Annotated in this window: 22 protein-coding genes and 3 tRNA genes; 13 read left to right on the top strand and 12 right to left on the bottom strand. The window is 37.8% G+C overall.

The window, feature by feature from the left end; all coding sequences use genetic code 11:
- Nucleotides 1–153: 153 nt before the first annotated feature.
- The 9 genes from QUD79_RS04565 to QUD79_RS04605 all read left to right on the top strand — a co-directional run bounded on the left by QUD79_RS04565 (nucleotide 154) and on the right by QUD79_RS04605 (nucleotide 8,517).
- Nucleotides 154–603 carry a regulatory protein RecX gene (locus tag QUD79_RS04565; protein ID WP_184423772.1) on the top strand — a complete coding sequence of 150 codons (450 nt, stop codon included), beginning with the start codon at nucleotides 154–156 and terminating at the stop codon, nucleotides 601–603.
- 22 nt (nucleotides 604–625) lie between these two features.
- Entirely contained in the window at nucleotides 626–3,250 is a 2,625-nt protein-coding gene (alaS, locus tag QUD79_RS04570; protein WP_184423838.1) for an alanine--tRNA ligase, read from the top strand.
- Between the two features lie 377 nt (nucleotides 3,251–3,627).
- Nucleotides 3,628–3,825: a carbon storage regulator CsrA gene (csrA, locus tag QUD79_RS04575; RefSeq protein ID WP_184423771.1), complete on the top strand. Its 198-nt coding sequence runs from the start codon at nucleotides 3,628–3,630 to the stop codon at nucleotides 3,823–3,825.
- Nucleotides 3,826–4,009: 184 nt separating this feature from the next.
- Nucleotides 4,010–4,101, top strand: a tRNA-Ser gene (locus QUD79_RS04580).
- A gap of 327 nt (nucleotides 4,102–4,428) precedes the next feature.
- Nucleotides 4,429–4,505: transfer RNA gene (locus QUD79_RS04585), tRNA-Arg, on the top strand.
- Between the two features lie 70 nt (nucleotides 4,506–4,575).
- Nucleotides 4,576–4,652 (top strand) — tRNA-Arg (locus tag QUD79_RS04590).
- Nucleotides 4,653–5,313: 661 nt separating this feature from the next.
- Nucleotides 5,314–5,583 carry an OadG family transporter subunit gene (locus tag QUD79_RS04595; protein ID WP_184423770.1) on the top strand — a complete coding sequence of 90 codons (270 nt, stop codon included), beginning with the start codon at nucleotides 5,314–5,316 and terminating at the stop codon, nucleotides 5,581–5,583.
- Nucleotides 5,584–5,598: 15 nt separating this feature from the next.
- The gene (oadA, locus tag QUD79_RS04600; protein ID WP_184423769.1) at nucleotides 5,599–7,374 is read left to right on the top strand and encodes a sodium-extruding oxaloacetate decarboxylase subunit alpha; all 1,776 of its coding nucleotides are present in this window, start codon (nucleotides 5,599–5,601) and stop codon (nucleotides 7,372–7,374) included.
- Nucleotides 7,375–7,383: 9 nt separating this feature from the next.
- Nucleotides 7,384–8,517, top strand: coding sequence for a sodium ion-translocating decarboxylase subunit beta (locus QUD79_RS04605; protein WP_184423768.1), 1,134 nt, complete (start codon nucleotides 7,384–7,386; stop codon nucleotides 8,515–8,517).
- A gap of 99 nt (nucleotides 8,518–8,616) precedes the next feature.
- Here QUD79_RS04605 and QUD79_RS04610 read toward each other — a convergent pair whose 3' ends face one another.
- From QUD79_RS04610 to QUD79_RS04620, 3 genes are all read right to left on the bottom strand, one after another.
- Nucleotides 8,617–9,357: a type 2 periplasmic-binding domain-containing protein gene (locus QUD79_RS04610; protein WP_184423767.1), complete on the bottom strand. Its 741-nt coding sequence runs from the start codon at nucleotides 9,355–9,357 to the stop codon at nucleotides 8,617–8,619.
- Between the two features lie 99 nt (nucleotides 9,358–9,456).
- Nucleotides 9,457–10,110: a pyridoxamine 5'-phosphate oxidase gene (pdxH, locus tag QUD79_RS04615; protein WP_184423766.1), complete on the bottom strand. Its 654-nt coding sequence runs from the start codon at nucleotides 10,108–10,110 to the stop codon at nucleotides 9,457–9,459.
- Nucleotides 10,111–10,286: 176 nt separating this feature from the next.
- Nucleotides 10,287–10,490 carry a hypothetical protein gene (locus tag QUD79_RS04620; protein ID WP_184423765.1) on the bottom strand — a complete coding sequence of 68 codons (204 nt, stop codon included), beginning with the start codon at nucleotides 10,488–10,490 and terminating at the stop codon, nucleotides 10,287–10,289.
- A 447-nt stretch (nucleotides 10,491–10,937) separates the two neighbouring features.
- On the opposite strand from QUD79_RS04620, the gene QUD79_RS04625 reads away from it, so the two are divergent.
- From QUD79_RS04625 to QUD79_RS04635, 3 genes are all read left to right on the top strand, one after another.
- On the top strand, nucleotides 10,938–11,177 hold the full coding sequence (locus QUD79_RS04625) for a type II toxin-antitoxin system ParD family antitoxin (RefSeq protein ID WP_184423764.1): 240 nt from the start codon (nucleotides 10,938–10,940) through the stop codon (nucleotides 11,175–11,177).
- Entirely contained in the window at nucleotides 11,177–11,470 is a 294-nt protein-coding gene (locus QUD79_RS04630; protein ID WP_184423763.1) for a type II toxin-antitoxin system RelE/ParE family toxin, read from the top strand. Before QUD79_RS04625 ends, QUD79_RS04630 begins: the two co-directional genes overlap by 1 nt.
- A gap of 335 nt (nucleotides 11,471–11,805) precedes the next feature.
- Entirely contained in the window at nucleotides 11,806–13,074 is a 1,269-nt protein-coding gene (locus QUD79_RS04635; protein ID WP_184423762.1) for an IS110 family RNA-guided transposase, read from the top strand.
- A 33-nt stretch (nucleotides 13,075–13,107) separates the two neighbouring features.
- Here the strand turns inward: QUD79_RS04635 and QUD79_RS04640 are convergent, their stop codons facing one another.
- The 9 genes from QUD79_RS04640 to napE form a co-directional block, all read right to left on the bottom strand.
- Nucleotides 13,108–13,692, bottom strand: a complete 585-nt coding sequence (locus tag QUD79_RS04640) for a hypothetical protein (protein WP_184423761.1) — start codon at nucleotides 13,690–13,692, stop codon at nucleotides 13,108–13,110.
- A gap of 623 nt (nucleotides 13,693–14,315) precedes the next feature.
- A complete protein-coding gene (locus QUD79_RS04645) occupies nucleotides 14,316–15,611 on the bottom strand; it encodes an amidohydrolase (protein ID WP_184423760.1) in 1,296 nt (431 codons plus the stop codon).
- A gap of 262 nt (nucleotides 15,612–15,873) precedes the next feature.
- On the bottom strand, nucleotides 15,874–16,083 hold the full coding sequence (locus QUD79_RS04650) for a PA3496 family putative envelope integrity protein (RefSeq protein WP_286290048.1): 210 nt from the start codon (nucleotides 16,081–16,083) through the stop codon (nucleotides 15,874–15,876).
- A 123-nt stretch (nucleotides 16,084–16,206) separates the two neighbouring features.
- The gene (locus QUD79_RS04655; protein ID WP_184423759.1) at nucleotides 16,207–16,797 is read right to left on the bottom strand and encodes a cytochrome c3 family protein; all 591 of its coding nucleotides are present in this window, start codon (nucleotides 16,795–16,797) and stop codon (nucleotides 16,207–16,209) included.
- 9 nt (nucleotides 16,798–16,806) lie between these two features.
- On the bottom strand, nucleotides 16,807–17,292 hold the full coding sequence (locus QUD79_RS04660; RefSeq protein WP_184423758.1) for a nitrate reductase cytochrome c-type subunit: 486 nt from the start codon (nucleotides 17,290–17,292) through the stop codon (nucleotides 16,807–16,809).
- 9 nt (nucleotides 17,293–17,301) lie between these two features.
- Nucleotides 17,302–19,800: a nitrate reductase catalytic subunit NapA gene (gene napA, locus QUD79_RS04665; RefSeq protein ID WP_184423757.1), complete on the bottom strand. Its 2,499-nt coding sequence runs from the start codon at nucleotides 19,798–19,800 to the stop codon at nucleotides 17,302–17,304.
- Between the two features lie 11 nt (nucleotides 19,801–19,811).
- The gene (locus QUD79_RS04670) at nucleotides 19,812–20,102 is read right to left on the bottom strand and encodes a chaperone NapD (protein WP_184423756.1); all 291 of its coding nucleotides are present in this window, start codon (nucleotides 20,100–20,102) and stop codon (nucleotides 19,812–19,814) included.
- Complete coding sequence (gene napF / locus QUD79_RS04675) at nucleotides 20,095–20,628, bottom strand: ferredoxin-type protein NapF (protein WP_184423755.1); 534 nt, start codon at nucleotides 20,626–20,628, stop codon at nucleotides 20,095–20,097. Before napF ends, QUD79_RS04670 begins: the two co-directional genes overlap by 8 nt.
- 19 nt (nucleotides 20,629–20,647) lie before the next feature.
- Nucleotides 20,648–20,809, bottom strand: a complete 162-nt coding sequence (napE, locus tag QUD79_RS04680; RefSeq protein WP_184423754.1) for a periplasmic nitrate reductase, NapE protein — start codon at nucleotides 20,807–20,809, stop codon at nucleotides 20,648–20,650.
- A gap of 184 nt (nucleotides 20,810–20,993) precedes the next feature.
- On the opposite strand from napE, the gene QUD79_RS04685 reads away from it, so the two are divergent.
- A complete protein-coding gene (locus QUD79_RS04685) occupies nucleotides 20,994–23,141 on the top strand; it encodes a tRNA(Met) cytidine acetyltransferase TmcA domain-containing protein (protein ID WP_184423753.1) in 2,148 nt (715 codons plus the stop codon).
- The last annotated feature ends 20 nt before the right edge of the window (nucleotides 23,142–23,161 follow it).

A 23,161-nucleotide genomic window follows, 5' to 3' on the forward strand; every position in this document is an offset into this window, starting at 1 on the left:
GGTGATTATCTCTATTTTGCTCGAATCGTCGCTGAAAGTAAAAAGTTATTCTACTAACTTGGATTTAATAATGCGATTAGCTACTTTTACTGGTTATTTTTATTGCTTTATGGGTAAAATAGTGGCCTTAAATTAACAATCATATTTTCTCTTTTGAATAAAACCATATTACATACTGCTGTTGACCTTTTATCACGGCGAGAACATTCGATAAAAGAATTAAAAAACAAGCTGTTACTGCGTGATTACCCTGCGGAAGATTTTGACGAGGTTATCAACTATTTATTAGAGAAAAACTACCTCAGTAATGAGCGTTTTGCTGATAGCTTAATACGGCAACGCATTAACAAAGGCTACGGCTGGCGTTTTATTGAGAATGAATTGAAACAAAAAGGGCTAGATACATCTGTAATTTTGTTAGCCAAGGAAGAACATCAAGTTGATTGGTATGAGCTAGCTGACAGTGCTTATAGCAAACGTTTTGGGTGTTCACCTATAGAAAGCAACAAAGAAAAAGCCAAACGAATAAGGTTTCTTCAATACCGTGGTTTTTCAAATGATGAAATTATTACAGTATTAAAGCTGAAACATGAACCAATTTAAAATAAACCCAATGGAAGTACCCATGATTAAAACCAGCGCCGAATTACGTCAGGCATTTTTAGATTTTTTTGCCACCAAACAGCATCAAATAGTACCAAGTAGTTCTCTTGTTCCAGGTAATGACGCTACTTTGTTATTTACTAACGCCGGTATGGTGCAATTTAAAGATGTGTTTTTAGGCGCTGAAAAACGCAGCTATACTCGTGCGACTTCTTCACAGCGCTGTGTACGCGCTGGTGGAAAACATAACGACTTAGAGAATGTAGGCTATACAGCTCGTCATCACACTTTTTTTGAAATGTTAGGCAATTTTAGTTTTGGTGATTACTTTAAAGAAGAGGCTATTAGTTATGCTTGGGAATTTTTAACGCAAGTTTTAGGTTTGCCAAAAGAAAAACTGTTAGTCACTGTATATGAAACTGACGATGAAGCTTATGCGCTTTGGGCTGATAAAATAGGAGTACCTGCAGATAAAATTATTCGTATTGGTGACAGCTCTCCTGACAAAAAATATGAGTCTGATAATTTTTGGTCAATGGGAGACACAGGTCCTTGTGGCCCTTGTAGTGAAATATTTTATGACCATGGCGACGATATTTTTGGAGGCCCTCCAGGCTCACCAGATGAAGATGGTGATCGATTTATCGAAATCTGGAATATCGTTTTTATGCAATTTAATCGTCAAGCAGACGGTGAAATGAAGCCATTGCCTAAACCTTCTGTAGACACAGGTATGGGGTTAGAGCGAATTTCTGCTATTTTGCAGGGTGTTCATAGCAATTATGAAATTGATATATTCCAAGGTTTAATACAAGATACTGCTACGCTTTTAAACTGTGATGATCTAGAGCACAAATCTTTACGTGTTATTGCAGACCATATACGTTCATGTAGCTTCTTAGTGGTTGACGGCGTTATGCCATCAAATGAAGGCCGAGGTTATGTATTACGCCGTATTATTCGTCGTGCTGTTCGTCATGGTCATAAGCTTGAAGCTCAATCTCATTTTTTTCATCAATTAGTGGCGTCATTAGTGAAACAGATGGGTGACGCTTATCCTGAATTAGTTAGTCAACAAGCTGTAATCGAAAAAATACTCCGAATTGAAGAAGAGCAGTTTAGCCGTACGCTCGACCGTGGTATGGCATTATTAGAAGATATGCTTACGCAATTAACAGGCGATACTATTTCAGGCGAAGATGTTTTTAAGTTATATGATACTTATGGATTCCCAGCAGACTTAACAGCTGATATTGCCAGAGAGCGTCAATTAAAAATTGATCATGACGGCTTTGACGTAGCGATGAAAAAGCAGCGACAGCGAGCGCAGCAAGCGAGCCAATTTGCTACTGACTATAATGAACAGTTAAAGACAGACAAATATACTTCATTTAAAGGTTATACCAATGATCAGTTCTCTGCGACAGTAATTGAACTTTTTAATAGTGAAGGAAATGTTTCCCAGTTATCAGATGGTGAGCAAGGCGTTGTTATTTTAGATAATACCCCTTTCTATGCTGAGTCAGGTGGCCAAGTAGGTGATAGCGGTTATATCGAAACATCGCAAGGTGTTTTTGAAGTGTTAGATACTGTGAAGGTGGGTAATGCTTTCGCACATAAAGGTATTGCTAGAACCACTATACAGTTAAATGCACGTGTAAATGCACACATTAATGTTGAACGTCGTCAGGCTATTGTTAAAAACCATACAGCTACTCATATTCTACACGCTGCACTTAGAACTGTTTTGGGTGTTCATGTTACTCAAAAAGGTTCATTAGTCGATAATGAAAAATTAAGGTTTGATTTTTCACACTTCGAAGGTGTTACTGCAAAAGAATTAAAAGTAATCGAACGCTTAGTTAATAGTGAAATTCGTAAAAACCATCAACGTGATACTGAGCTTATGCCTATTGAGGCAGCTAAGGCAAAAGGAGCCATGGCGTTATTTGGTGAAAAATATGATGATGAGGTACGAGTGGTTACCTTAGGTGGCTTTTCAACCGAGCTTTGTGGTGGGGTACATGTTAACAGTACTGGTGAAATAGGGTTATTCAAAATTACATCTGAGTCAGGTATTGCAGCAGGTGTGCGAAGAATTGAAGCTGTAACGGCTGAAGCTGCCTTAGAATATATTGATAATCAAGAAGGCGTTTTAACATCGATAGCGCATGCGGTTAAAAGTGATGTGGGCAATGTGACAGAGAAAGTAGATCAACTTATCACTAGAAGTAAGACGCTTGAACGTGAATTAACTAAATTAAAGCAACAGTTGGCGGCTCAAGCCGGAACTGATTTATTATCTGAAGCAATTACTATTAATGGCATAACATGTTTAATTGCCGAATTGAAAGATGTCCCATCAAAAGACTTACGCGGTATGGTTGATGAGCTGAAAGTAAAAATGAACTCAGGCATTATCATGTTGGCGACAGCAAACGAAGGCAAGGTAGGATTAATTGCTGGCGTTACAAAGGATCTTATTGGAAAAGTAAAATCAGGGGACTTGGTTAATCTAGTTGCCCAACAAGTGGGGGGTAAAGGCGGCGGAAGGCCAGATATGGCTCAAGCTGGTGGTAGCCAGCCAGAAAACATAGCTAGTGCATTAGAAAGCGTTACACCTTGGTTAACCGAAAGGCTAAATTAATACGTTTTGTTTTTGACATGAAAAAGGAACATTTTTTAATGTTCCTTTTTTATCACTGAAATTAACGATTGCTAAGTAGACTATTAATTTTTATATTTTTTGAATTTTTAAATACCAAGTTATTGTATGTCTAGCATACGGAAGCCTGCTAATATATAATCTACTAGAATTGAACAATGTCGCACAATAGTACATTTTAGTTAATGTTTGGTCAGTTAAAGTGGTGTTTAATTGTCTGTTAACTGTAAAGATGGCCTAGGTAATTATTTTAATTCATAATTAATTACATTTTAATCGCGCATAAATTCAAAGTTTAAACTAAATTTAATACTAGCTTAACGATTTAGTGGATCCCGTTTTATAAAAGGAAATAGAGAATGTTAATATTAACGCGTCGCGTTGGCGAAACCTTGATGATAGGTGATGAAGTCACAGTAACAGTATTAGGTGTAAAGGGTAACCAAGTACGTATTGGTGTTAATGCGCCTAAAGAAGTATCGGTACATCGCGAAGAAATTTATATGCGAATACAATCCGAAAAAGGTGAAAGTGAGCCAACTGGCAATAAATTTTAAATAAAAAAGTCGACTTAGGTCGACTTTTTTATTATCTGATTTACACAACAAACAATAAAAATTAAATAAAACCGCCATTTCATGCTTGAAAATTAAGCGAGTTGGGTGAATTCTCGGCAAACGATATTAAAAGGTAAAAAATCGTTTGACATATTTTCAATATCCATTAATATTCGCACCCACTGGTGAGGTGGCCGAGTGGCCGAAGGCGCTCCCCTGCTAAGGGAGTATCTGGTTTATCCCGGATCGAGGGTTCGAATCCCTCCCTCACCGCCATTCCTTTTATCAGGAATTTAAATAATGATTAATGTGAACTGGTAGTTTAGTTGCTGGATAGGAATATTAGGCAATGATGGCTACGAACTGGTTCGCTATCCTATTAACAGGATATTAAATAATGATTAATGTGAACTGGTAGTTTAGTTGCTGGATAGAAATATTAGGCAATGATGGCTACGAACTGGTTCGCTATCCTATTAACAGGATATTAAATAATGATTAATGTGAACTGGTAGTTTAGTTGCTGGATAGAAATATTAGGCAATGATGGCTACGAACTGGTTCGCTATCCTATTAACAGGATATTAAATAATGATTAATTGCGGACGCGTAGCTCAGCTGGATAGAGTACCTGGCTACGAACCAGGCGGTCGCAGGTTCGACTCCTGCCGCGTCCGCCACTTTTCTTCAAGTGGTAAAATAATGAAGAACAGCTTCTTTTAAGGCTGTATAAAGAAATTTTAAGACCGCGGACGCGTAGCTCAGCTGGATAGAGTACCTGGCTACGAACCAGGCGGTCGCAGGTTCGACTCCTGCCGCGTCCGCCACTTAGAAAAACCAGCCTATGGCTGGTTTTTTTTCGTCTTCAATTTTATAATTACTCCTAGCTCGAAATAAGCGCAGCTATTCAACAAGCGTTTTAGCGTCTACTTGTGTTCTTTTCTATCAAAAGCTGGCTTTTGAGACACTGATCCACTTTCATCTTTATATCAACCTCACTAACGATGTGAACATTGCTACAGGTTAAAACAATCAACTACTACGTTATTTATTTTAGAATTATCGCTACAAGGATGTAGCTTATGTGGGCAATGCAGGAGCATCATTGCCCTGAACAACTAGTTATAAAAAAAAATGCCTTGTATTTTGACCGTTTTCACTGCGTATAAAATAGATCACTTAATTAATAAAACTGGTATGATTTTATTTAATGCTATTTTTATATGATCTTTAAAATAATATACAAAATACTTTTATTCACTTAAAAGCTTTTAAATTAAAGGGGTTTCTATTGTATACAATGTCTTTTTTGTTATATCAAATATGAATAAATATCAAATAACAGTGAATATATAGCGCTTTTTGTTCGTGTTAACTCTTGACATGATATTATTTTTATGAAATCGGATGTTTTTTTAATATTTAAGTTGCTTTTTAGTGATTGGAGTGATTATTCTAATTCTATAATAATCTGTTGAATGAGAGAAAATGGATAACTTAACGCAACTTTTTACTGAAGCTGGCACATTAATGCTAACTGGTATGGTCTTCGTGTTTACTTTTTTAGGTTTACTCGTTGTTTTTATCAACACTGTTTTAGTGAGACTAGCGCATGCCTATCCTGATCCTGTAGTTCAGCGAGGATCGCAACCAAACTCAACGAATAAAAATGAAGTGCAAGATGGTGTTTCACCTAGTGTCGTTGCTGCAATTAGTTCAGCAGTTACTAAGTATCGTCAGCAACATTCTAAAAAGTAATGGGAGTATAAACATATGTCAAAACCACTAGGTATAACTGAAGTTGTCTTAAGGGATGGTCATCAATCGTTATTGGCTACCCGATTACGTTTAGAAGATATGCTACCTATCGCACCTAAACTTGATGAAATAGGTTTTTGGTCTATTGAATCTTGGGGAGGAGCAACTTTTGATGCGTGTATTCGCTATTTAGGAGAAGACCCATGGGAGCGTATTCGAGCACTAAAAAAAGCGATGCCAAATACTAAGCAACAAATGTTATTTCGTGGGCAAAATATTTTAGGCTACCGCCACTATGCAGACGATGTTGTTGAAAAATTTGTAGAACGTGCACATGTTAATGGTGTAGACGTATTTCGTATCTTTGATGCAATGAATGATGTTCGTAACTTACAAACATCAATTAAGGCTGCTGTTAAAGTAGGTGCACATGCGCAAGGTACCTTAAGTTATACCGAAAGCCCTGTGCATACATTGGAAGGCTGGTTAACAATGGCAAAACAGCTTGAAGATATGGGGGCACATTCGCTTTGTATTAAAGATATGTCTGGCTTATTAAAGCCTTATGATGCAGCTGAATTAATTGGTCGATTAAAAGAAACTGTTGCTTTACCTATCGCTTTGCATTGCCACGCTACTACAGGGCTAAGTGTTGCCACTCATATGAAAGCGATTGATGCGGATATTGATGTTATTGATACTTCTATTTCATCAATGAGCCAAACATACGGGCACTCACCCACTGAAACGATTGTTTCAATTGTTGAAGGTACTGAGCGTGACACTGGTTTAGATATGGTTAAACTTGCGGAAGTTGCGGCATACTTCAGGGATGTAAGAGAGAAATATGCGGCTTTTGAAGGTAGTTTAAAAGGAATTGATGCACGAATATTATTAGCACAAGTTCCTGGTGGTATGTTAACAAACATGGAAAGCCAGTTAAAAGAGCAGGGCGCTGCTGATAAGTTAGATGAAGTGTTAACTGAAATACCTAAAGTAAGAAAAGATCTTGGTTATATCCCTCTAGTAACACCAACTTCTCAAATTGTAGGTACACAAGCAGTGCTTAATGTTCTCACTGGCGAGCGATATAAAACAATTACTAAGGAAACGGCAGGTGTACTTAAAGGCGAGTATGGTGCAACTGCTGATAAAGTTAACACTGAGCTACAAGCCCGTGTTTTAGATGGCGGTGAAGCTATTACTTGTCGTCCTGCCGATTTACTTAAGCCTGAAGTTGAAACTTTATCAGTTGAGTTAACTGAAATTGCCGCTGAAAAAGGCATAAAGTTGGCTGATGATGTGATTGATGATGTATTAACATACGCGTTATTTCCACAGATAGGCTTAAAATTTTTAGAAAATAGAAATAACCCAGATGCTTTTGAGCCAGTTCCAACAAAGGCACCTTCAGTTAAAAGCGCTTCCGCGCCTGTTAGTGCTACAGCAACTGAAAACTACGCAGTAAGTGTTGATGGTAAAGTTTACGATGTTATCGTGGCGCCTGGAGGCTCTATCGATAGCGTAACCCCTGCATCAGGTGGAGAGCCGTTAAAACAGTCTGCACCTATTAGTGCAGGCGAAACATTAAATGCACCATTAGCAGGCAACATTTTTAAAGTGCTTGTAAATAAAGGTGACACGGTTGAAGCAGGTGAAGTGGTTATAATTATGGAAGCAATGAAAATGGAAACAGAAGTTCGCGCGGTTAATAGCGGTGAAATTGTGGCTGTAAACGCTAAAGAAGGCGACTCTGTCTCTGTTGGCGACCCATTAATTACATTAGCGTAGGAAACAATAATGGAGTCGTTAATTACATTATGGTTGTCAACTGGGCTAGCTAATTTTGAGCTTGGCCAAGTAATAATGATGCTTGTGGGTTGCTTATTGTTATTCTTAGCAATAGCAAAAAAGTTTGAACCACTACTGTTATTGCCAATGGGTTTTGGTGCTATTTTAACTAACATACCTTTAGCTGGTTTTTCAGAAGTTGGTGGTTTACTGCATTATATTTATTACGCAGGGATTGATACTGGGATTTTCCCGCTGTTAATTTTTATGGGTGTTGGCGCAATGACCGATTTTGGTGCATTAATTGCCAACCCTAAAATGTTATTTTTAGGTGCTGCAGCCCAGTTTGGTATATTTGCTACGCTATTTGGTGCGATAGCGTTAAATGCAATTCCTGGTATTGAATTTACCATGCAAGATGCATCGGCAATTGCAATCATAGGTGGTGCCGACGGTCCTACGGCAATATTTTTAGCCTCGAAATTAGCACCAGAGCTACTAGGTGCAATTGCTGTGGCAGCATACTCTTATATGGCTTTAGTACCTATTATTCAACCACCTATTATGAAAGCGTTAACAACTAATGAAGAACGCCAAATTGTAATGGCACAATTGCGCCCTGTTACTAAAATAGAAAAAATCGTATTTCCGTTAGCTGTGTTACTAATGACCGTATTCTTTTTACCTTCAGCAACGCCACTTGTTGGGATGTTTTGTTTAGGTAACTTAATGCGCGAATGTGGTGTGGTTGAACGCTTAAGCTCAACTGCACAAAATGAATTAATTAATATAGTGACAATATTTCTAGGTTTAGGCGTTGGTTCAAAGTTAAGTGCAGAAGCGTTTTTAAACGTTGAAACTATAGGTATATTGGCGTTAGGTGCAGTTGCTTTTTCTATTGGCACTGCTTCAGGGGTATTAATGGCCAAGTTAATGAATAAATTTAGCAAAGATCCAATAAACCCACTAATTGGAGCTGCGGGAGTTTCTGCTGTACCAATGGCTGCAAGAGTCGCGAATAAAGTTGGCTTAGAAGCTAATCCTCACAACTTTTTATTAATGCATGCAATGGGTCCAAATGTGGCAGGAGTTTTAGGCTCTGCAGTGGCTGCAGGTATTTTATTAGCACTTGTTGGACCGTAAAATATAAAGTGACATACTCAACAATAATCAAGCCAGCACTAAAGCTGGCTTTTTTCGTTAATTTACAAACCGTTGCATTATTTTACTTTAAATCTAGCTTTAGATTAATGGGACTTGGCCCTGTGTAGGAAGGGTATGATAATTCCCCTGGCGCTGAAAAGGAGTAACCGCAGTGACTTCTTTTATATAGCGATCAAGTAATTGCTTTAACGCTTGACCTTTTTCGGTATTTGTTACGGCTAAAGTTGCAGGTACAATGGTTAAAAAGCGATAGTAAATAGGTTGTTTTATATAGCGTTGAATACTAGTTATAACGCTATATCTTTCAAAAACAATAGCCTTTAAGCGTTTCTTAGCCATCATTTTAACTAATTGCTCAAGGCTAGCTACTTCAATAAATTTTTCTAAAGGAATATCTAAAGTTTCTGAAAAAAAGGCTGCATTACCCACAAGTGTTCCTAGGCTTTGATTGGATAGGGCGTTTATATTTAAATATTGTTCATCGCTACTATAAATGTCTACATGATTATTGAAATGCCAATCAAGTTCTAACGCATAAAGATAAAAGTCTTTGGTCTCTAGGCCTTTAGGAATAATACCTAAAATATCAATGCGTTTATTTTCTAGCTCTTTTTTCGCTCTTGCATAAGTCATGACTTGAATTTCAAAATTAAGCTCAGAACTATTTGAGATCGCCTTAAGTAATTCGGCACCCAGTCCCTCGCCATTCTCATTGAATATCGGCGGGAAAGGTTCAATGCCAACAATTAACTCAGAAGCGTTTGAGCTAGGCAGGGAGTTGATGAAAAATAAGATAACCCAAAAAATGTATTTAAGCATGCAGTCTATTGTTTAGAAATAAGGCTTTGATTAATTATTATAGCATAAACATTTAAATGATATTTATTATCATTAATATGACCGTAAATTAAACTACATTTATGGCTGTAGCTTTGCGTGTTGCCAATTGCCACCTTGCTTTTCAAAACATAGGCGATCGTGCAAACGACTAGCTCTACCTTGCCAGAACTCAACATAATGAGGCTTTACACGCCACCCACCCCAGAACTCTGGTAAAGGTACTTCTTTATCTTTAAATAATGCTTGGTAATGCTCGAATTGTTCTTTTAGCTGATTGTCGTGTGATAATGCTTTGCTTTGATGAGATGCCCATGCACCTATTTGGCTGCCTATATCTCTGCTATGAAAGTACTTGGCTGACTGCTCTGGTGATACTTTTTCTACTGTGCCCTCAATACGAACTTGGCGCTGCAGCACATTCCAATGAAACAACAAAGCCACTTTAGTATTCTCGCTTAATTCTTGGCTCTTTCTACTGCCATAGTTAGTATAGAAAACAAAACCTTCTTCATTGTACTCCTTAAGTAATACCATCCTAGCGCTAGGTTGTCCGCAACTGCTTACGCTTGATACTGACATTGCCTCGGGAAGTAGTATTCCAGACTTATTTGCGTCGTCAAACCATTGTTTAAATAGCTCAGTAGGTACAGTTTCAGCTGTAAGCTCAGGGAGCGGTAATGCTACACCTTGGCCAAACGTTAATAAACAGCGAATTTTTTCAAATAGAGTCATAATATTTTGGTTATGGGTAAATGAACTACTGCTTGTGATTATATCACTTTTATTTCATAAGTTAGTAGTTAAGCTGTTTAATATGTTTAGGGTTTGTTGATCAGGTCTGTTGCACCTGAATAATGTGTCAATCGCGGCGCTTAATGCATATTTAACTCTTAGTTTTTTATAAAAAACTAAGAGTTAAATACAGGAAGTAGCCAAACTACAAATAAAAAAGCCTGAATGAATAATGCGACAAATACAAACTGATTAACAAGCCCGTCAACAAAATAGAAAAACAACACAATAATATTAATAATGACAAATGACCAAATTGCCCAACGAGCATCATTGATTAATTGCCTTAATTCTGTCGCTGGATTCTCAGGTTGCATCATAATTCTTAAGTTAACCTGAGTTCTGGATAACGGATGTACTAGCAACACAGATAAAGTTATATTTTTCAATTGCTTATTATAGAAAAATCGTATTGCTTATGTAGTTATATATCAATGTTATAAGTTTTGAGTGAATCAAGGCAAGTTTGCGTACCTAATAGCGAGCTATTAGTAGCAAATTAACGGTTTTTTAGTTCCAGACAAAAACCAAGTACCTACGTCCATGCAGGCAACGCAGATATGCGCAAAAATCGTGACATTGACGTGCTTAGCTTATCCAGAACTAAGGTTAAGTTACATAGTCATACCAACCAAAGCTAAACGGAAAAATACAGTTAGGCTAAAATACGTGAAGCGAGAGGCAACTGTTATTTGTCCTTTTAAGTGACTTGTTCTGTTTCTTATACCATAATGTATTACATATAGGTACTAACGAGGTTTTAAATTATGGCTAAAAATACAAGCGTTACACTAGGCGATCATTTTGATCAGTTTATAAACCAACAACTTAAAACTGGACGTTATGGCTCAGCAAGTGAAATTGTTAGAGCTGGATTAAGAGCTTTAGAAGATCAAGAAACTAAACTATTAAATTTACGCAATATGCTTATTCAAGGCGAACAAAGCGGTATAGCTGATTACAGTTATGATTCTTTATTAACAGAATTAGATAACGAAAATCACTAATGGAAAAATTAGTATTATCCGCTAAAGCGAAATCAGACTTAATTAAAATAGCTCGATACACTCAACTTACATGGGGAACCACGCAACGAAATGATTATTTAAAAATATTAGATAGCACATTTCGATTATTAGCTGAGGAGCCAGAGTTAGGAATAAACTGTGATTACATCAAAGAGGGTTACAGTAAATATCCTCAAGCTAGCCACGTAATTTATTACAAAGAACATAAAGTTAATCAAATATTAATTGTACGTGTGCTGCATAAAAGTATGGATGTTAACTCTGCTATCTAGAAAAATAACGCCAAGCTAAGCGGAAAAATACAGTTTGGCTAAAATGCGCGAAGCGCGAGCCAACTGTAATTTTTCCGTTTAAGCGCCTTATAGTTAGACCGTTCCACTAATTAGCCAGTTTACTTAACTCACTAAACGGTGGAATATGCTTCTGTTGCTTACGAATATTTGAGCGAAAACATTCGATGCTTTTAACAAGACTTTCGGAGCAACAGAAGTCACTTGTTTCACTACGCATACTCAGGGATTGTCGCCAAACCGACTATCTATAAGACCTGCGAGAAACAATACCACTGCCATATTCCAACACTTACTTTACCTCTAGGAGGCCAAAAATGAAAGCGTTTAACGTCTCAGATTTTGCCGCCCTTATCGGCATCGATTGGGCAGACCGTAAACACGATATTTGTGAAGTTGATTTACACATCCATACTCAACATTTATCGGTTATTTCATCACAACCTAATGCAATTAATGCTTGGGCTAATGCGTTAAAAGAAAAATACAACGGACAAGCTGTTGCCGTTGCTTGTGAGTTAAAGAAAGGGCCACTGATTTACGCATTAAGTAAATTTGAACACATTGTTCTGTTTACAATCAATCCCTCGACTGTGGCTAAATACCGAAAAGCATTTACGCACAGCGGCGCAAAAGATGACCCAACAGATGCGGCCATTCAGGTAGAAATTCTACAACTCCACATGAGTAAGTTAAACGTTATCACACCAGATACCGAAAAGGTAAGACGCCTTACTCAACTTGTTGAATATCGCCGTAAGCTTGTACAAGACCGCGTTAATTTAACCAACAAAATTACCACGACGCTCAAAAACTATTACCCACATGTACTTGATTGGTTTAAAGAAAAGGATACTCAAGTATTTTGTGATTTCATTCTGCGCTGGCCCTCACTTAAGCAAGTTAAGCGCGCAAGAAAACAAACATTGATTGATTTCTTCAACCAACATAACTCACGCTACCCTTCAGTTAATGAAAAACGTATTGAAGAGATAAAGCAAGCTGAAGCGCTCACAACAGATAACGCGATCATCTTGCCTAACTTGTTATTGGTTGAATGCTTAACGGCTCAACTTAAACAGTTAATGATTGCTATTGAACGCTTTGATGTTGAGATAAAGACTCTTTATAAAAACCATAAAGACAAATTTATTTTTGATAGTTTACCAGGTGCTGGTCCACAAATAGCACCGCGATTATTGGCTGCTATGGGCTCAAATAGAGAGCGTTACCAACCAAGTGAGGAGATACAAAAATATGCAGGGATTGCGCCCGTCACTGAACGCAGTGGCAAAAAAGAATGGATACATTGGCGATACTCATGTACTAAATTTTTACGACAAACCTTTGTTGAATGGGCCGGTCAATCGGTGCGTTATTCGTTTTGGGCTAAGGCATATTATGAACAACAAAAGAGTAAAGGAAAACCGCACAATACGATTATAAGAGCACTGGCATTTAAATGGATAAGAATATTATTTCGGTGTTGGAAGACAAGAACGGCATACGATGAAACAACGTATTTAGCCGCCTTAAAAAGCAAGGGTTCGCCGTTGTTAAAATATGCGGTGGAAGGTAAGTTTTAAACCTTGCGGTCCACCTCAGGGCGTGTTGTTAGGCTACTCTTTCCAATATATAAAAGATTCAATATCTTCTATACCCATTAATTTCTTCATTTCTTGTTCTGCCTGATACCTGATCCCTTTATGATCCCCTTTGTCATCCGTAAAAGATGATAAACGAAATGCATCTCTGAAATAGAAAAAAGCTTCAATATTATTACCTGATGTTGCTAATTTTTTCCCAAGATTTAAGTAAGCTTGATTTCGTTGTGCTTTCAATTTATTTGATAAGCGTAAGAAGTTATCGTGAAAAGGCGCTACCTTTTCTTGAACAAAGTCATAACGATAGTTATCTCTGTAGTATTGAGAATATTCGTCAAAGATAAAGCTGACATAATTTGAAGCTTTATTAGAACTCTCGGCAATGGACTTTAATTCTTTTACGGATTGTTCTCCAAGAGGTTTAGCTAATATAGCTTCTGCTTTAGCAGAAACTTCTTTGGGTTTGGGTATATCAGTTCCACCATACTTCTTAATTTGCTCAGCTCTGATTTTCTCAAAATCTTCAGCATCATTTGCATATGACAGCTGCGAAATTGAAATTAGAGATGCAGAAATAAGAATAGTTTTTATTAAGTTCATGTAACCTCCGAGTTGTGAACTTGTAGCCTAACGCTTATTATGTAGACGTCTCAGTAATATCTGTCTACGAATTACCCTATAAATTACCAGAAACCCTCAATAACTCAAGTTGTTAAAGATGTAAGAGCCCACTAAATATGGTTTAGTTGGGGTGTTACTGAGATTTAATAATAATATTTTTTATAATATTGATTTCTTCCCCTTACTGACTATTTGCTTATGAGGTTATTAAGGTTTTAATGGTTATCTACTGTGCACTCTCAGTAATATTATACTCAAAATAATTTGCACTAATTTGGTTAAAGCTAACAATGTATTAAAATATAAGCGACTGTCCTTATTACAAAAAATAAAGGTCAGCTGCACAATACGATTTTAAGGGCACTGGCATTATAGTGGATAAGAATATTATTTCGGTGTTGGAAAACAAAGACAGTGTATGGTGAAACAACGTATTTAGCCGCCTTAAAAAGCAAGGATTCGTTGTTGTTAAAATATGCGGTGGAAAGCAAGCTTTAAACCTTGCGGTCCACCACAGGGCGTGTTGTTATCTTAAAAAATAGCCTATAACTGAGCCTAAAAGGAAAGACCAACAACACCTCGTATTAAACAACTTATGTAGACTAGTGATTTTTCATATAATCTAATGTTAGATTACTAAGAACTTTAACACCTAGCTTTAAGCTGTTGTCATCAATTTCAAATTCGGGAGTGTGATGATCGGGAGCTTCTGATATTGGTGTGTCTTTAGAACGCCCTCCAATAAATAAGTATAAGCCTGGCACCTTTTCTTGAAAGAAAGAGAAGTCTTCAGCGCCCGTTACTGCTTTGCTGATAAATGTGTTATCAGCCCCAGCCGTTTTTGTTAATACAGGAAGCATCTCTCTCATTAATTGTGGATCGTTATAAGTAATAGGGTAGTTGTAGTCTAGCGGTAGAATAACATCTGCTGTAGCGTTCATACTTTGGGCAATATGCGATACTTTATTGCGAATAGACTTATGTATTAACTTTCTTATATCAGGATTTAAACTTCTAATAGTACCTACCATTTCTACTTTATTTGGGATTATGTTTGAACGGTTACCGCCATTAATCATACCGATAGTAACAACAGCAGCACTGTCAATTAGTTCTACTTCGCGGCTAACAATAGTTTGTAATGCCATAATAATCTGGGCGGAGGTTACGATAGGGTCAACACTATTCCATGGGTATGCACCATGAGATTGTTTGCCGTGTACTACTACTTTGAAAGGGTCAACGGCAGCCATAATGCCACCTTCACGATAAGATACGGTATTAATCTCTTGAGTTGAACTGATATGCAAACCGAATATCACATCTACTTTTGGAGACTCAAGAACACCTTCATCTACCATTAATTTTGCGCCGCCTTCTTCACCTGCAGGTGCACCTTCTTCGGCCGGCTGAAAAATAAACTTAACTTTACCGGTAAGTTTATCTTTCATCGAGGTGAGTATTTTTGCTGCACCCATCAACATAGCGATATGAGTGTCATGTCCACAAGCATGCATCACACCCACTTCCTCGCCGTTATGCATGGAACGTGCAACTGACTTAAACGGAAGATCAACACTTTCTGTTACTGGTAAGCCATCTATATCTGCACGTAAAGCAACAACAGGGCCTGGTTTACCTGAATCTAGTATGGCAACAACGCCAGTTTTGGCTGCACCTGTAGTAACTTCTAAGCCAAGTTCATTAAGATACTTTGCGATGGTTTCTGCGGTTTTGAATTCTCTGTTCGACAATTCTGGATATTGATGAAAATGACGACGCCATTTGATGACATCAGTTTCTATTTCACTTGCAAGTTGATCAACAGATGCACTTTGAGCAAGTGAAGGCGTGGCAATAGAAGCCAATAATAGCAAGGGTAGTAGGGTTCTTTTCATTAGACGCTCATAATATAATTAAGATTGTATACAACAGTACAATAATTAACTGATATAGCCAAGTATTAGCGTGTGATAAGATCATAATCGTTAGAATGACAAGTGACTAAGTAGCAATAATTTAAAGTGTTCATTTAATGGCGCATGTCATCATAAACACTTTACATCATTCGTATAATCTAAAATTAAGTCTCTGCACATGTTCCATCAATGCCAACAACTATCACCCCATTACTTCTTGGGTTAATAGTCGTTAATATATTTAATCGATATCCCAGTCATCGGTATCATCTAATAGTGCTTTTAAACGTTTTTGCTCTAATAAATCATCTAAACGTTTGTGCAATTGTGAGTTTTTGCTTGCACGCTCGCCGTTTGCTAGGTCTTTCTCATAATCCAGAGAGTCGTCACTTGTCGTGAAATCATCAATTGAATCATCGCCCATTTCTTGCCTCATAATAAGTTTAAGCATGTACACATGTACTGATAACGTGAACATAGGCAAAAATAAGGAAGTTTTCAAATAATATTTTTGAATATTCAAAAATAAAAAGCCAGAATTAACTGGCTTTACGAGTAAAATTTGTGCTGAAACTTACTCCCAGCCTTCAACACCTTGCATGTTGGGTAATTGGTGAGCAATTCCTTTGTGGCAATCAATACAGGTTTTGTCGCCACTTGCTAATGATGTAGAGTGCTGCTTTGATGCTCGTGGGCTTTGTGCAGTGAAGTCCATGTAATCAAAGTTATGACAGTTTCTACACTCCAAAGAATCATTCGCTTTTAGGCGAACCCATTCGTTTTGAGCTAATCGCTTACGATGAGCTAAAAACTTGTCACGGGTATTAATAGTGCCGAAAATTTTTCCCCAAACCTCTTTGGAGGCCTGCATTTTTCGCGCAATTTTATCGGTCCACTTGTGTGGCACATGACAGTCTGGGCAAGTAGCTCTAACGCCTGAACGATTAGAGAAATGGATTGTTGTTTTTAGCTCTTCATAAACATTATTTTCCATTTCATGACAGCTAATACAAAATTGCTCAGTATTTGACACTTCAAGTGCGGTGTTAAAGCCACCCCAGAAGATAATGCCTGCAATAAAACCACCAATAACTAAAAAACCTAAACTAAAATAAGCACTTGGCCTTTTTAGTGTTTCCCAACCAATCTTTATTATTTCTTTCATTATAAGCTCCTATTTTTTGGCTGAGCGCTTTGCTTTCATTATGGTGTGCATATCGACGAAGTCATTTTCAACTAACGGTTTAGCATCAGTTTGTGTTGCATGACATTGATTACAAAAATAGCGTCGTGGTGATATTTCAGCTAAAAAATTGCCGTCTCTATCCATGAAATGAGTAACGCTTACCATAGGTGCTTGTGACTCTTGTGTACGAGTGCGACTATGACACGACATACACTTATTAGAGTTTAAATTAACCTCGTAGTTTCGTGTTTTATGCGGAATTACGGGAGGTTGCATCGGGTAGTTTCTTGCTTGCTTAATATCCTTATTAAGGACATTGGCAATAGGTGATGGCGTAGCCTGTGTTTCAATGCTAGTGGAATTTCGTAGGGTAGCTACGTTGTTATCTGCCGCCATTGCACTTGATATTCCTATAGCAGAAAAAATTAGCCCGTTGACAACAGTCTTAGCAATTTTCTTAATAATGTTTTTCATGATAGCCCCTTAAACCTTTATCACTTTAACAGCACATTTTTTGTAATCTGTTTGTTTAGATAATGGATCTGTTGCGTCTAATGTCACTTTGTTAACTAATCGACTTGCATCGAACCAAGGCATATAAACTAAGCCTATTGGTGGCTTGTTTCTGCCACGTGTTTCTACACGAGTTTGTACTTCACCACGTCTTGAAACAAGCTTGACCAAGTCGCCTCTACGCAAGCCCCTAGTTTTAGCGTCGTCAGGATGCATATAAACTAAAGCATCGGGTACTGCTTTATAAAGCTCAGGTACGCGTTGAGTCATAGAGCCAGAATGCCAATGCTCTAGTACGCGTCCAGTTGATAGCCATAAGTCGTATTCTTCATCAGGGCTTTCGGCTGCTGGCTCATAAGGCAAAGCAAAAATAACAGCACGCCCATCTTTGTGACCATAAAAATCAAAATCACTACCAGCTTTAACGTATGGATCAGAGCCTTCTTTAAAACGACGCAATGTTTCTTTGCCTTCAACGACTGGCCAACGAAGGCCACGTTCTTGATGGTAACGATCGTACTCTGCTAAATCATGCGCTTTTCCGCGACCAAAACTAGCATACTCTTCAAATAAGCCTTTTTGTAAGTAGTAACCGAAATGGCGCGACTCATCATTTAGCCTGTCTTCAGGTATTTCATTCAAAGCGTATTTATCTACTTGGCCATTTCTAAATAATGCTTCGTACAAGCTTTTTCCTTTGAAACTTGGGTTTTGATCAAGTAACTCTTTTGGCCATACTTCTTCAATTTGAAAACGTTTTGCAAACTCAAGTAATTGCCATAAATCTGACTTTGCACCTTTAGGAGCTTCTACCATTTGGTACCATGCTTGAGTACGACGTTCTGCATTACCATAAACACCTTCTTTTTCTACCCACATTGCGGTGGGTAGTATTAAGTCAGATGCCTGAGCGGTAACTGTTGGGTATGGGTCAGAACAAACAATAAAGTTTTTCGGGTTACGGTAACCTGGGTACATTTCTTCGTTGATGTTTGCACCGGCTTGCATGTTGTTATTACATTGCACCCAGTAAAAATTTAATTCACCATCTTTTAATTTTCGGTTTTGAAGTACCGCATGATACCCCGGCTTTGGTGGAATAGTGCCACTTGGTACTTTCCAAAGCTTTTCTGCTAAGTCTCTATGCTTTTTGTTATTTACAACCATATCGGCAGGTAAGCGATGAGAAAAGGTGCCTACCTCACGTGCAGTTCCACAAGCTGAAGGTTGTCCTGTTAAAGAGAATGGGCTATTACCAGGTGTTGATATTTTTCCTGTTAATAAGTGAATGTTATACACAAGGTTATTTGCCCAAACACCACGAGTATGTTGGTTAAAACCCATCGTCCAGAATGAGCTTACTTTAATTTTTGGATCAGCGTAAAGCTCAGCTAGTTCATTGAGTTTATCAACAGGAACACCTGATAATTTTGACGTGTATTCTGCTGTATAGATGCTAACAAATTTTGCATATTCTTCAAAATCTATAGGAGTAGAGCCGCCAGCTGTATCGCCACTGTTCTTAGCTTTTTGCTCTAAAGGATGCTCAGGACGTAAACCATAACCAATATCTGTATTACCTAATCTAAAGTTAGTGTGCTTATTTACAAAGTCTTTATTTACGCGATCAGTTTTAATGATGTAATGTGCAATAAAGTTTAAAATGGCTAAGTCTGTCTGTGGAGTAAAAATCATGCTGTTATCAGCAAGATCTGAACTACGGTGCGTAAATGTTGATAAAACGGCAACTTTTACGTGAGGAGCACTTAAGCGACGATCTGTAATGCGAGTCCACAAAATAGGGTGCATTTCTGCCATGTTAGAGCCCCAAAGCACCATTGCGTCAGCAGCTTCAATATCATCATAACAACCCATTGGCTCATCAATACCAAAAGTGCGCATAAAACCGCCTACGGCTGAAGCCATACAATGGCGCGCATTAGGGTCTATATTATTAGTTCTAAAGCCAGCTTTCATTAATTTTGATGCAGCATAACCCTCAAATACAGTCCATTGGCCAGAGCCAAACATTCCGATGGCGGTAGGCCCTTTTTCTTTTAACGTTTTCTTTGCCTTCTCAGCCATAATATCAAAGGCTGCATCCCAAGAAATAGGCGTAAAATCCCCTTCTTTATCATACTGACCGTTCTTCATTCGCAACAGCGGTGTAGTTAGTCGATCTCTGCCATACATAATTTTTGATAAAAAATAGCCTTTTATGCAGTTTAGGCCTTTATTTACTGGCGATTTAATATCGCCATGTGTTGCAACTACTTTGCCATCCATTACCCCAACATTTACACTACAGCCAGTTCCACAAAAGCGGCATGGAGCTTTATCCCACTTTAATTTTGTAAGATCGCTACTAGTAATTAAATTTGAAGCATTGGCTGGTATTGACACACCAGCAACGGCAGCAGCAGCTGCAACAGCATTTGCTTTTATAAACTCACGACGGTTAATGGTCATATGCTCACCTATTATTCTTGTTCTGTTAAAAATTGATGATATACCGGTGATAAACTTAACAGTCCGATATGATGTTTGAGTTGATCTATTAAGAAGCCTATCTTCTTTTGTGTTGAGGCTTCTAATGTGAAAACGATTTTTCCTTCACCACTAATCGCGTGAATTTCAGCACCTTCGGTAAGTGATATTTCATTGCTAACGCTTTCTATTTGGTGCATTTGTGCGTGTGCAACGAAGCTTGCAACATGATATTCATGTGCTTGTTCTTCTTGGGACTGCGCTGGTGTATATGTTTCAGGCATTAATAACCTCTAATGTTTGAAGTTTTAGTGAAATAGCGTCCTGTGGACATGTAGATACACATGCACCACATTGTGTGCAATCGGCTAAATTTACTGTAGGTGCTGGAATGCTACTGCTTTTAAAGTCAAAGACTATGGCATTAGTTTCGCATACATCTTTACAGCTTTGGCAATAAACTTGATTTTTAGCTAAGCATTGTTCATTTATGTCGAGAAGTGCTGGCCATGGAGCAATGTCTTTATTTTGAACTTCTTTTTTGTCTAAAAATAATGGTTCTTGACAGCTTACATGGCACTTATTACAAAAGGTGCATTCATTGTCAGAAAAATTTATTGTAGGGAAACCAGCATCGTCTTTAGTAATAATATTCGTTTCACATGCGCTAATACAGTCTCCACATTGAGAGCAGTTATCAATAAAGTGTTGTTCACTAATTACCCATGGCAACCTGAGTGAAGGTGTCGGTGGAGATAACTTACCTCTAAAAAGACGTCTTCTGCTAGGGTTCTCTATCTTATTATTCATTTATTATTATATAGCTCTATTATGAAGTAGGTGGGCCGAAAATCATTTGGCTGATCCAAATCATAAAGCCGAAACCTCCGACAATAATTACAGAAAGAATTGGGGCTAAGAACACAGCCAGAAAGATAAAGGTGTTTTTCTCATGTTTTCTCACTTGCTCTGGGGTAGGGTTATCACTCATTTATTTTCCTTAAAACTGTCGGGGTTATTATAATGACATGATTTTCATTTATTAACTTTGATTCTGATCAAGTAAACTATTATTTTTTTTGATTAAATTTCATTTACAATTTCTTAAAAGTGTAGTTTAGATTTTATAAAATGCTTGTTAAACTCAGATAAAATTAATAAGTGAAGTGTTTTCATTGACTCCTTTAAAGTTCTGTTCGTTGCTCACTGTTTTACGCGAAAAACTGTATTATCAGCAGCAGCGCTGTTTAGTGGTGCTTAATGGTGATTTGCTCTGGTCAAATACACTGATCAAAACCTTGTTAATGGAGCAGAAAAAGTCTTCTAAAACAGATAAGCTTGCGCTACAGAACAAGGCTATTGCTTATGGGGAGCAATTTACAGTAGCTCCAGAGTTAATCATTAACAACTTTCATCACCATTTGGGTACTGAAAATGATTTAGTGTTTTTTGCCGACAATGCTTTTCACCCCGATGCCTTTGCCGCGCTTAGCGGAACAATAAGAGCTGGTGGGGTAATGATATGGCTATGTGATAACGAATTATTAAACGATAAAAGTAACTTCTTTATTCAACGGATATGGCAGCGGGTGTGTGCTGATAAATCAGCTGTCGTGATTAACGAAGAAGATAAAATCCCCCCTAATATTGACGGTTTGTTTACTGAAAAGCCTGCTTGTGCACTTCAAAGTTTTTTCGAGTCTGACTGTCTAACACAAGAACAACACTTGGCAGTTAAAGCCATTGAAAGTGTAGCTAATGGTCATAGGAAAAGGCCTCTTGTCTTAACAGCAGATCGTGGACGTGGAAAATCGTCGGCGTTGGCCATTGCGGTAGCTAATTTAATGCAAAGCCCAAGGCAGGTAAAAGCGCATAACATTGTAATTACCGCACCTCATAAAGATGCAGTAAAAGTATTTTTCATGCAATTAGCGCGTTCGTGCCCTCAAGGTAGTTACATTGGTGACCAATTTACTTATAAAACGGATAACGTTGAATATATTGTGCAATTTGTTGCAGTAGATGTACTGGTGTTAGAGCACCCCGATGCCAACTTACTGTTAATAGATGAAGCTGCAGCGATCCCTATATACTTACTAACTGACATAGTTGAGCACTATCATCGAGTAGTTTTCTCTTCGACTGTTCACGGGTATGAAGGTGCAGGGCGTGGCTTTGCTATAAACTTTACTCAAACATTAGCACAAAAATGTCCTCAGTATTCGAAGTTGCATATTAACCAACCGATACGATGGCGCGAGAACGATCCATTAGAGCAATTGGTGTTTAAAAGCTTTTTGTTAGCTCCTTTAAGTGAACTTTTTACTGAAATATCATCGAAAGAAGTTAATACAGGCGATGTTCGACAAGTAACACAAAAACAGCTTTTTGAAAACGAGGCGTTACTGCAACAGGTTTTTGGTGTGTTAGTGACAGCTCACTATCAAACATCGCCAAGTGATTTAAAGTTTTTGCTAACAAACGAACAGTTGGTAATTTTTGTATACTTTGCTAGAGACAATCAAACGGTACTTTCGGTTGCATTAACATTAAAAGAAGGTCGAGCAACAGAGTGCGATATAAAGTTAGCTTTAGCGTCTAAAAAACGTTTAAAAGATCAATTTTTACCGCAGTCATTATTAATACATTGCACAATAAGGTCTGCATTTGACTATCAGTATCTACGTATAGTGCGTATAGCTGTACAACCAATGCTGCAAGGTAGCGGTTTAGGAACTGAGCTATTAACAATTATTGAAGCTTATGCGCAGCAACAGTTATTTGACTTTATCGGTACCAGTTTTGGTATGAGTCAACCCTTAACCAAGTTCTGGGGGAGGGCAGGTTATCACTTTGCTCGTATTGGTTTTACACAAGATAAAGCCAGCGGTGAGCACTCTTGCTTATTACTTAAACCAATAACTGCAGCTGCTAACAACCTTATACTTACAATTAACCGCCAGTTTTATCAACGTTTTTGTTATTATTTGGCTGAGCAATTTCAGCAAATTAACCCGCAATTAGTAGAAAGAATTTTAAGTTATGCCAAACCATCTGACTTGCCCGAACTTACTTATGACGATATAAATGCAGTTGAAGACTTTATTAATAAAGTGTCACTTTATGATGTGTGTGCTTATTCATTAAGTGTGTGGTTATGTCACAAATTAACAGAAACACCAGGCGTAAATGCGGAGCTGCTTATCAGTAAAGTCTTGCAGCGGCGACCAGGTAGCGAATTATGTCGTCAATACCAATTAACGGGTAAAAAAGCACTAAATTTGGCATTAATATCGCAAGCAGAGCAGTTATTGAATACATAACGGCGAGCAGGTGTAGTCTT

It is taken from the genome of Thalassotalea piscium, assembly GCF_030295935.1.
Taxonomy (GTDB): domain Bacteria; phylum Pseudomonadota; class Gammaproteobacteria; order Enterobacterales; family Alteromonadaceae; genus Thalassotalea_B; species Thalassotalea_B piscium.